9 protein-coding genes are annotated in these 9,617 nt (G+C 71.8%); 5 read left to right on the top strand and 4 right to left on the bottom strand.

Annotation, left to right across the window (positions count from 1 at the left end; genetic code table 11):
* On the top strand, nucleotides 1–1,128 hold a 1,128-nt coding region (locus BLT76_RS13355), incomplete at its 5' end, for an HNH endonuclease signature motif containing protein (protein WP_090856702.1).
* A gap of 284 nt (nucleotides 1,129–1,412) precedes the next feature.
* Here BLT76_RS13355 and BLT76_RS13350 read toward each other — a convergent pair.
* The 4 genes from BLT76_RS13350 to BLT76_RS13335 are packed head-to-tail and all read right to left on the bottom strand — an operon-like array spanning nucleotide 1,413 to nucleotide 3,717.
* Nucleotides 1,413–1,712 (bottom strand): hypothetical protein, encoded by a 300-nt coding sequence (locus BLT76_RS13350; protein ID WP_139175526.1) that lies wholly within the window; start codon nucleotides 1,710–1,712, stop codon nucleotides 1,413–1,415.
* Nucleotides 1,697–1,963 (bottom strand): hypothetical protein, encoded by a 267-nt coding sequence (locus BLT76_RS13345; RefSeq protein WP_090856696.1) that lies wholly within the window; start codon nucleotides 1,961–1,963, stop codon nucleotides 1,697–1,699. Before BLT76_RS13345 ends, BLT76_RS13350 begins: the two co-directional genes overlap by 16 nt.
* Nucleotides 1,963–2,769 (bottom strand): pyrroline-5-carboxylate reductase, encoded by an 807-nt coding sequence (gene proC, locus BLT76_RS13340; protein WP_090856693.1) that lies wholly within the window; start codon nucleotides 2,767–2,769, stop codon nucleotides 1,963–1,965. The genes BLT76_RS13345 and proC overlap by 1 nt, the downstream gene beginning before the upstream one ends.
* A gap of 12 nt (nucleotides 2,770–2,781) precedes the next feature.
* Nucleotides 2,782–3,717, bottom strand: coding sequence for a proline dehydrogenase family protein (locus tag BLT76_RS13335; protein ID WP_211752943.1), 936 nt, complete (start codon nucleotides 3,715–3,717; stop codon nucleotides 2,782–2,784).
* 120 nt (nucleotides 3,718–3,837) lie between these two features.
* On the opposite strand from BLT76_RS13335, the gene BLT76_RS13330 reads away from it, so the two are divergent.
* From BLT76_RS13330 to BLT76_RS26170, 4 genes are all read left to right on the top strand, one after another.
* Entirely contained in the window at nucleotides 3,838–6,198 is a 2,361-nt protein-coding gene (locus BLT76_RS13330; protein WP_244509397.1) for a chemotaxis protein CheW, read from the top strand.
* Nucleotides 6,195–6,614, top strand: coding sequence for a chemotaxis protein CheW (locus BLT76_RS13325; RefSeq protein ID WP_090856687.1), 420 nt, complete (start codon nucleotides 6,195–6,197; stop codon nucleotides 6,612–6,614). Before BLT76_RS13330 ends, BLT76_RS13325 begins: the two co-directional genes overlap by 4 nt.
* Before the next feature lie 30 nt (nucleotides 6,615–6,644).
* Nucleotides 6,645–8,225: a methyl-accepting chemotaxis protein gene (locus BLT76_RS13320; RefSeq protein ID WP_090856684.1), complete on the top strand. Its 1,581-nt coding sequence runs from the start codon at nucleotides 6,645–6,647 to the stop codon at nucleotides 8,223–8,225.
* A 100-nt stretch (nucleotides 8,226–8,325) separates the two neighbouring features.
* On the top strand, nucleotides 8,326–9,617 hold a 1,292-nt coding region (locus tag BLT76_RS26170; RefSeq protein WP_211752941.1), incomplete at its 3' end, for a methyl-accepting chemotaxis protein.

The raw sequence follows: 9,617 nt of genomic DNA, 5'->3' as shown, positions 1-9,617 counted from the left end.
ATGCACTCCACCGACTCCCTGTCAGATGCCGCCGCCGTCTGGGTTCCCGGCTGCGAGGACGAGATGGCCATCGCCGGCCCCGGCGCACCGTTGATCGCCGAGTTCAGTGTGCTGGAGTTCTCCGCCGCACTCGGTCTCTCCTCCGACTCCGGTCGGATCTACCTCGGCCACGCCGTCGAGCTCGCCCACCGCCTGCCACGCGTCTACGAGCGCGTGCAGTCGTTGGACCTGCCGGTGTGGAAGGCCCGCCGCATCGCCGCCGAGACCATCGACCTCCCCGAAGACGGCGCCGAGTTCGTCGACACCCACGTCGCCTCAGTCGCGCACAAGATCTCCATCGCCCAACTCGACCGCACCATCGAAGAAGCCCGCACCCGCTTCGACCCCGAGACCGCAGCCCAGCGCGCCCGGGACGCGGCCGAGGTCCGGCACTTCGACATCGAGACCCAGCAGGTCTCCTACGACGGCCACGTCGAAGTCCGCGGAACCCTCGACCTCATCGACGCACTCGACCTCGAAGACGCCATCGCCCGGGGCGCGTCCCACCTCGGCACCATCGCCGCGGACCTGTCCCTCGATGCGCGTCGCTCGATCGCGGTCGGTGACCTTGCCCGGCGTCAGCTGACGTTGGATCTCAACGCCGAGCCGGACCCGGACCGCAAGCGACCCCGCCAGGTCGTGGTCCACGTGCACCTCGCCGACGCCGCCATCGCCCGCGTCGAGAACACCCGCACCCTGATCTCGGTCGAGCAGGTCAAGAGCTGGTGCCAGGACGGCGACAGTCAGGTCGTGATCAAGCCGGTCATCGACCTGGCCGGTCACGTCCACGTGGATGCCTACGAGGTCCCCGACCGGTTGAAGGAACGCCAAGCCCTGCTCCAACACTCCTGCGTGTTCCCATGGTGCCGACGCCGCGCCCGGTCCTGCGACCACGACCACAGCGACCCAGCCGCCCACGGCGGCAGCACGTGCGACTGCAACATCGCCCCCTTGTGCCGACGACATCACCGCGCCAAGACCCACACCAGATGGCGCTACGACAAGATCGACGACACCACGTTCGTCTGGCGCAGCCCGAACGGCTTGGTCTTCCGACGCGACCACACCGGCACCACCCCGCAGCCCTGACCGAGAACCCTCGGCAGGGCCACGGGCGCGCGCACAGCCGCACACGTCGATCACTGGTGGCGTCCTGGGCGCTCCAGAGTCACCCTCAGCGGCATTTTCAGGCGTCGTTGGGCCCGTGGCCGGTCTGGCCCGGTCACCCCGCAGGGCGGCTACACCGCGGAGGCCATCGGCGACGGATGGACGCGGGTCCGGGCTGAGTCCACGGCTCACGACGGTTCCCGCTTGGTCACGTCGCCCAGTCCCCGGACGAGGTCGGTCACGTGTCGGGCGGCCGTCGTACCCGGTCAGGATGTCGGTGCCGGCGCGTCCGGACCGGCCGTCCGCGCATCACGCTCGGCGAGGTCGCGCAGGGTGCGCAGCTGCTTGCGCATCATCACCAGGTCGCCCCAGGCGAGCGCGTGGGCGCGGAGGGTCCGCATGCCGCCCGCGGCGGCCGCCAGGCGACACACGATCCGGGAGGCACCCGGCCCGTCCGGCTCGGCGGCGTAGGTCATCGCGCACGGGCCGAACAGCCGCTGCCCGCGGGCGTCGGTGAGGGCCGTCCACTGCCGCGGCACGTCGTACGACGTCAGCGTGAAGACCATGGCCATGGTCTGGCCGAGCTCCAGGCGGTCGGCGCCGGGGTGAGTAAGCGCGGCGAGCGGCGGCCCCGGTTGTCGATCAGGTCGTAGGAGTACGGCGCGACCGCGACCTGGCACAGCCAGCGCCAGGTCAGCTCCACCGGCGCGGCGACGGCGACCGCGCGGGTCAGCAGCAGCGGCCGGTCGACCAGGAGGTCGGCCGGGTAGGGCCGCGCGTGCTCGTCCGGGGTGGCACCCCAGACGAGCGGGAGCATCAGCTGCCCTCGGCCAGAGCCCGCGAGCGGTCGCGCGCGGCCTCCATCGCGGCCAGGAACGCCGCGCGGACCTTGTGGATCTCCAGCTCACGCAGGGCCGCGGCAGTGGTGCCGGCGGGCGAGGTGACCTGCTCCCGCAGGACCGTCGGGTGGGTGCCGGTCTCGCGGAGCATCTTGGCCGAGCCGACCAGGGTCTGGATGACCAGGTCGGTGGCGGTCGAGCGGGGCAGGCCGAGGTGGACGCCGGCCTCGATCATCGACTCCACCACGAAGAAGATGTACGCCGGCCCGCTGCCCGAGATGGCGGTGACCGCGTCCTGCTGCCGCTCGGGGATGCGCAGCACCTTGCCGACCGAGCCCATCAGCGCCTCGGCCTCGGCGAGGTGGTCCTCGCTGCAGTGGGAGCCGGGCGAGATCGCGGCCATGCCCTCGTCGACCAGCGCCGGCGTGTTCGGCATGACCCGGACGACGGCGACGCCCGCCGGCACCCGGGACTCGATGAACGCGGTGGTGATGCCGGCGGCCAGGGAGACCAGCAGCTGCCCGGGCCGGAGCTCGGGGGCGATCTCGGCCAGCACGTCGGCCATGTCCTGCGGCTTCACGACGAGCGCCACCGTGTCGGCCCGGCGGGCCGCCTCGACGTTGCCGACGACGGCGACGCCGTACCGCTCCTCCAGCTCGCGGGCCCGCTCGGGACGCTTCTCGCCCACCAGCAGGTGGTCGACCCGGCGACCGGCGCGGACCAGGCCGGAGAGCAGGGTCTCGCCCATCACCCCGGCGCCGAGGATGGCGGTCTGCGAGCTCATCGTTCTCCTAGTTCACTTCTTGCTGATCAGGGACCGGGCGAAGAATGACAGGTTCTGCGGACGCTCGGCGAGCCGGCGCATGAGGTAGCCGTACCACTCGGCGCCGTAGGGGACGTAGACCCGGACGGTCTCGCCCGCGGCCGCGAGCCGCTTCTGCTCCTCGGGCCGGATGCCGTAGAGCATCTGGAACTCGTAGGAGCCTGGCGCCCGGCTGAAGCGGCTGGCCAGTGACGAGGCGATCTCGACCATCCGCGGGTCGTGGGTGGCGATCATCGGGTAGCCGCGGCCGGCCAGCAGCACCTTCAGGCAGCGGACGTAGGACTTGTCGACGTCGAGGCGGTCGGTGAAGGCCACGCTCTCCGGCTCGGAGTAGGCGCCCTTGCAGAGCCGGACGCGCGAGCCCTCGTAGGAGAGCGCGCGGCAGTCGGCCTCGGTGCGACGCAGGTAGGCCTGGAGCACGGCTCCGGTCTCGGGGAAGTCCTTGCGCAGCTCGCGCAGGATCGCCAACGTCGAGTCGGTGGTGGTGTGGTCCTCCATGTCGAGGGTGACCGTGGTGCCGGCGTTGCGGGCCGCGCGGCAGATGGTGCGGGCGTTCTCGAGTGCGACCTTGGGCCCGATGTCGGGCAGCGCCTGACCGATCGCCGAGAGCTTCACCGACACCTCGGCGCCGGGGGTGAGCCCGGCCGCGGCCAGCTCGCGCAGGAGTACGACGTACGCCTCGGTCGTCGCGTCGGCCTGGTCGGAGTCGAGCGTGTCCTCGCCCAGGTGGTCGAGGGTGGCCCGGAGGCCGTCCGCGGCGAGCCGGCCGGTCGCCGCGACCGCGGCCTCGGTCGTCTCGCCGGGCACGTAGCCCGTGACGATGCCCGCCGAGACCGGGAGCGTGCTGACGAGCGACTTGACCCGGTGGCTGCGCGCGAGCAGCAGGATCGGCTGGCGGAGCAACGACATGCCCTCAGGCTACGTCGCGCCCCGGACGGCGCCCGCGTTCGCCTCAGGTCCCCCGCCCAGCGGTCGATGGGCAGGACATCGACGGATGTGACCATACGAAAGGCGGGCACCGTGGAGGAGATGGACGAGATCGTCCAGGAGTTCCTCGTGGAGAGCCACGAGAACCTGGACCAGCTCGATCGTGACCTGGTCGCACTCGAGCAGTCCCCCGGGTCGCGGGAGCTGCTCGGCAGCATCTTCCGGACGATCCACACGATCAAGGGCACGAGCGGCTTCCTCGCGTTCGGCAGCCTCGAGGCGGTCGCCCACGTGGGCGAGAACCTCCTGGCCCGGCTGCGCGACGGCAAGATGTCGATGACGCCCCAGACGACGGACGTGCTGCTCGCCATGGTGGACAAGGTCCGCGAGCTGCTGTCCGCGATCGAGGCCTCGGGCAACGAGAGCGGCGTCGTCGTCGACAGCGTGGTCGCCGATATCACCATCGTGCTGGAGGGCGGCCAGGTCGCCACGGCGCCGGTCGCCGCTGCCCCGGAAGTCGTGGAGGCCCCCGAGCCGGTCGCCGAGGCTGTGACCGAGCCCGTCGCCGAGCCGGTCGCCGAGGTCGTGGCCGAGCTCCTCGAGGAGCTGAGCACCGCCGTGGCCGAGCAGGCCGTCGAACCCGAGCCCGAGCCGGCCCCCGCGCCGGTCGCCGAGGTCCCGGCCGCTCCGGCGCCCGCCCCGGCGCCCGCTCCGGCGAAGGCGCCCAAGGCCGAGCAGACCACCGACGAGCCCGCCGCGCGTCGTACCGTCGCCGAGTCCTCGATCCGCGTCGACGTCGACGTGCTCGACACCCTGATGCGCCTCGTGGGCGAGCTGGTGCTGACCCGCAACCAGATCGTCCGCCAGGCCGGCGAGCAGGCCGACCAGGACCTCGCCCGCTCCTCGCAGCGGCTGAACCTGATCGCGACCGAGCTGCAGGAGGGCGTCATGAAGACGCGCATGCAGCCGATCGACCACCTCTGGTCCAAGCTGCCCCGCGTCGTGCGCGACCTGGGTGCCCAGTGCGGCAAGAAGGTCTCCCTGGCGATGGTCGGTCGCGAGACCGAGCTCGACCGCTCGCTCCTGGAGTCGGTCAAGGACCCGCTGACCCACCTGGTCCGCAACGCCGTCGACCACGGGCTCGAGAGCCCGGAGGAGCGCGTCGCCGCCGGCAAGTCGGCCGAGGGCACCCTCACGCTGCGCGCCTACCACGAGGGCGGCCAGGTCGTCGTCGAGGTCTGCGACGACGGCGGCGGCATCGACGCCGAGAAGATCGCCGCCAAGGCGGTCCAGCGCGGGCTGCGCACCGAGGCCCAGGTCACCGCGATGTCGCAGGCCGACATCCTGCAGCTGATCTTCCTACCCGGCTTCTCGACCGCCGCGGCCGTCACCAACGTCTCCGGGCGCGGGGTCGGCATGGACGTCGTCCGCACCAACATCGAGGGCATCGGCGGCAACATCGAGGTCGAGTCCGTCGTCGGGCGCGGTACGACGTGCCGCCTGCGGATCCCGCTCACCCTCGCCATCGTCCCCGCGCTCACCGTCGAGTGCGCCGGCGACCGCTACGCCATCCCGCAGGTCAGCCTGCTGGAGCTGGTGGCTCTGGACGCCGACCGCGCCGCGACGGCCGTCGAGGACGTCAACGGCGCCTCGGTCTACCGCCTGCGCGGCACCCTGCTGCCCCTGGTCCGGCTCACCGACGTCCTGGGCGTCGAGTCCGACCGCTCGGACGGCCACGTGCTGATCGCCGTGCTGCAGGCCGACTCCAAGCGCTTCGGCCTGGTCATCGACCGCGTCCTCAACACCGAGGAGATCGTGGTCAAGCCGCTCGGCTCGCAGCTGAAGGCGCTCGGCACCTACTCCGGCGCGACGATCCTGGGCGACGGCCGCGTGGCCCTCATCCTCGACGTGCAGGCCCTGGCCCGCCGGGCCCTGGTCGCCGACGTCTCCGAGCGCACCGACACCTCGGTCACCGACGAGAGCCTCGGCACCAGCGAGCACCTGCGGATGCTGATCGCCGGCATCGGCGGCGGCCGTCGCGTGGCGATCCCGCTGTCCTCGGTCACCCGGTTGGAGAACATCCCGACCGACCAGGTCGAGCAGGTCGGCAGCCGCGAGGTCGTGCAGTACCGCGGCGCGATCCTGCCGCTGCTGCGCCTCAACAGCCACCTCGGCGCCTACAGCGAGCGCGAGGGCGAGGACCTGGTGGTCGTCGTCTACTCGGCCGGCTCGCGCAGCGTCGCGATCGTGGTCGACGAGATCGTCGACATCGTCGACGACGAGGCCCAGGTCAGCAGCGACATCGACGACCACGGCCTGCTCGGCAGCGCGCTCATCCGCGACCGGATCGTCGAGGTCCTCGACGTCCGCGCCGCGATCCTCGCGGCCGACCCGAAGTTCTACTCCATCACCGACGCGGAGCTCGCCGGCCTCGCGACGAACGAGCTCCAGGAGGCGATGTGAGCACCCGGCTGGTGACCTTCACCCTCGACGACCGGATGTACGGCGTCGGCGTGGGCGCGGTCCAGGAGGTCCTGCGCGGTCTCCCCCGCACCCGGATCCCGCTCGCCCCGCAGACCCTGGCGGGCCTGATCAACCTGCGTGGGCAGGTGCTCAGCGCCGTCGACCTGCGCGAGCAGCTCCAGCTGCCCCCGCGCAGCACCGAGCACGAGCCGATGCTCGTGGTCATCCGCGTGGCCGGCGAGCCGGTCGCGTTCCTGGTCGACTCCATCGGCTCCGTCGTGGACGTCGAGGACGACCAGTTCGAATCTCCCCCGGACACCCTGTCCGGACCCTCTCGGGAGCTGATCCTCGGGGCCTACAAGCTCGACGACCAGCTGTTGCTCGCCCTGGACGTCGACCGTGCGGTCGCCGCCTGACCTCAACGTCCCGAAAGGACCAGATCCATCATGAAGAGCCCCATCACCTGGACGGTGGGCCGTCGGCTGGCGGCCATCTCCGGCATCGGCGCCGTCACGGCCGTCGTCATCGGAGGCGTCGCGCTCAACGGACTCCGCACCCTCGACCACCAGAACAACGAGGTCGAGAAGTACGACGACGCCGTCGTCGTCCTGCGCGCCATCGACACCCGGGCGAGCGAGCTGAAGGTCACCGGCCTGAAGGCGCTCGCCTCGGACGACCCGGGCGCGCTGCAGACGGACGTCGAGGACGACCTCGCCCAGGTGCAGGGGTACCTCGAGGATCTTCGCGACCTCGGGCTCGACGACGGCGGCGAGGAGGCCCAGGCGTTCGCCCAGGCCTTCACCACCTACGGCGAGGCCATCGGCGGCATCGTCGCGAAGGTCGCGGCCGACCAGCAGCAGTGGCAGGCCAAGGGCCCGCAGATCGTCGAGGAGGTGCAGGCCGCCAACGACGCCACCGACGCCGTCGTCGGTGCCGCGATCGAGTCGGTCACCGCGCTGTCCGACACCGAGAGCGAGCAGATGGACGAGAGCCTGGGCTCCGCCCAGCGGCTGCTGATCATCGCCGGCCTCGTGGGCCTGCTCGCGCTGGTCTCCCTCGCCTTCCTGATCGCCCGCTCGATCACCCTCCCGCTGCGCAGCAGCATCGACGTCCTGAAGGCCTTCGCCGACGGTGACCTCACCCAGCGCGCGGAGGAGAAGTCGGCCGCCGAGCTCGGCGAGCTCGAGCACGCGCTCAACCAGTCCGTCGACTCCGTCGGCCGGATCATCGGGGCCGTCTCCGCGTCGGCCCACGCCGTGGCCGCCTCCTCCGAGGAGCTGTCCGCCAGCTCGCAGCAGATCGCCGCCGGTGCCGAGGAGACCTCGGTCCAGGCCGGCGTCGTCTCGGGTGCCGCCGAGGAGGTCTCCCGCAACGTCGGGACCGTCGCCGCCGGCGCCGAGGAGATGGGCGCCTCCATCCGCGAGATCGCCCACTCCGCCAACGAGGCCGCCCGCGTCGCCTCCCAGGCCGTCTCCATGGTCGACACGACCAACGAGACCGTCGCCAAGCTCGGCACGTCCAGCCAGGAGATCGGCAACGTGGTCAAGGTGATCACCTCGATCGCCGAGCAGACCAACCTCCTCGCCCTCAACGCGACCATCGAGGCCGCCCGCGCCGGCGAGGCCGGCAAGGGCTTCGCCGTCGTCGCCAACGAGGTCAAGGAGCTGGCCCAGGAGACCGCCCGCGCCACCGAGGACATCGCCCGGCGCGTGGAGGCCATCCAGGCCGACACCGGCGGCGCCGTCGACGCGATCGGCGAGATCGCCACGATCATCACCAGCATCAACGACTACCAGCTCACGATCGCCTCCGCGGTCGAGGAGCAGACCGCCACCACCAACGAGATGTCCCGCAACGTCGGGGAGGCCTCCACCGGCTCCGGCGAGATCGCGACCAACATCTCCGGCGTGGCCACCGCGGCCGAGACCACGACCCAGGCCGTCAACCAGACGCTGACCGCGATCTCCGAGCTGGCCACGATGGCGGCCGACCTCAACTCCGAGGTCGCGCGGTTCAAGACCGTCTGACGCGCCACCCCGCACCACCAACACCACAGCTCGACGCGATCGGCCCTGCTCGGGGGGAGCGGGGCCGATCCTGCACCCACCCCATCTCGAGGAGCCCCCCGTGTCCCGTCGTACGCCCTACCTCTGGTTCCGTGACAAGACCGTCCGGACCAAGATCCTGTCCTCCGTCGGCCTGGTGGCCGTCGTCGCCTGCACCGTGGGCGTCGTCGGCCTGACGTCCCTCTCGGACTCGGCCGACCGCACTGAGGCGATGTACGACGACAACGTCCGCGGCATCGAGCTCCTCGACGGAGCCATGGCCGACCTGCTGACCGTCCGAGTGGAGATGCGCAACGCGATGATCGCCACCGACGAGGCCGGCACCCGGGACGCCAACGCAGCCCTGCTCGCCGCGCACGAGGACTTCGAGTCCGACCTGGACACCTACCTCACCAACGCCCCGGCAGACGTCCGCCCGACGATCGAGGCCATCGCCTCCGACGTCCGCGAGTCCGCCGATTACACGCAGGCCACCCTGCTCCCCCTGGCCCTCGCCGGCCAGGACGCCGCCTGGATCAAGGCCTCCCGGACCGACCTGGGCCAGGGCTTCGCCGCCGCCGTGGAGCCCCTGCAGGAGCTCGTCGACGCCGAGTCGCAGGAGGCGGCCGACGCCGCCGTCGCGTCCCGGGACGCGTACGGCGCCGCCCGCACCACCTCGCTCGTGCTGCTCGCCGTGGGCCTGCTGGCCGGCTCCAGCCTGGGCTGGCTGGTCGCCGCCGCCGTGGGCCGCAACGTGCGCCGCGTCCAGGACGTCGCCGAGGGCCTCGCCGAGGGCGACCTGACCCGGCGTGCCGACCTCGAGACCCAGGACGACATCGGCCGGATGGGCGCCAGCCTGGATGCCGCGACCGAGCGGCTGCGCGACCTGATCGTCTCCGTGGTCTCGTCCGCGGACGCCGTCGCCGCCTCGTCGGAGGAGCTGTCCGCCTCGTCGCAGCAGATCGCTGCCGGCGCCGAGGAGACCTCGGTCCAGGCCGGTGTCGTCTCGGGTGCCGCCGACGAGGTCTCCCGCAACGTGGGCACCGTCGCCGCCGGCGCCGAGGAGATGGGCGCCTCCATCCGCGAGATCGCCCACTCCGCCAACGAGGCCGCCCGCGTGGCCGGCGAGGCCGTGAGCACCGTGGAGGTCACCAACGAGACCGTCGCCAAGCTCGGCACGTCGAGCCAGGAGATCGGCAACGTGGTCAAGGTGATCACCTCGATCGCCGAGCAGACCAACCTGCTGGCTCTGAACGCGACCATCGAGGCCGCGCGGGCCGGTGAGGCCGGCAAGGGCTTCGCGGTCGTGGCCAACGAGGTCAAGGAGCTGGCCCAGGAGACCGCTCGGGCGACCGAGGACATCTCGCGTCGGGT

Origin of the sequence: Nocardioides lianchengensis, assembly GCF_900101465.1 — a bacterium.
Classification (GTDB): domain Bacteria; phylum Actinomycetota; class Actinomycetes; order Propionibacteriales; family Nocardioidaceae; genus Nocardioides; species Nocardioides lianchengensis.
Note: the sequence above shows the minus strand (reverse complement) of the source record. Positions and strands in the feature narration are given on the sequence as shown.

Excerpts from the sequence above, each read along its gene's own strand:
- BLT76_RS13335 (WP_211752943.1), bottom strand. The coding sequence starts at position 3,717 with ATGTCGTTGCTCCGCCAGCCGATCCTGCTGCTCGCGCGCAGCCACCGG.
- BLT76_RS13330 (WP_244509397.1), top strand. The coding sequence starts at position 3,838 with ATGGACGAGATCGTCCAGGAGTTCCTCGTGGAGAGCCACGAGAACCTG.
- proC (WP_090856693.1), bottom strand. The coding sequence starts at position 2,769 with ATGAGCTCGCAGACCGCCATCCTCGGCGCCGGGGTGATGGGCGAGACC.
- BLT76_RS13320 (WP_090856684.1), top strand. The coding sequence starts at position 6,645 with ATGAAGAGCCCCATCACCTGGACGGTGGGCCGTCGGCTGGCGGCCATC.
- BLT76_RS13345 (WP_090856696.1), bottom strand. The coding sequence starts at position 1,963 with ATGCTCCCGCTCGTCTGGGGTGCCACCCCGGACGAGCACGCGCGGCCC.
- BLT76_RS13350 (WP_139175526.1), bottom strand. The coding sequence starts at position 1,712 with ATGGTCTTCACGCTGACGTCGTACGACGTGCCGCGGCAGTGGACGGCC.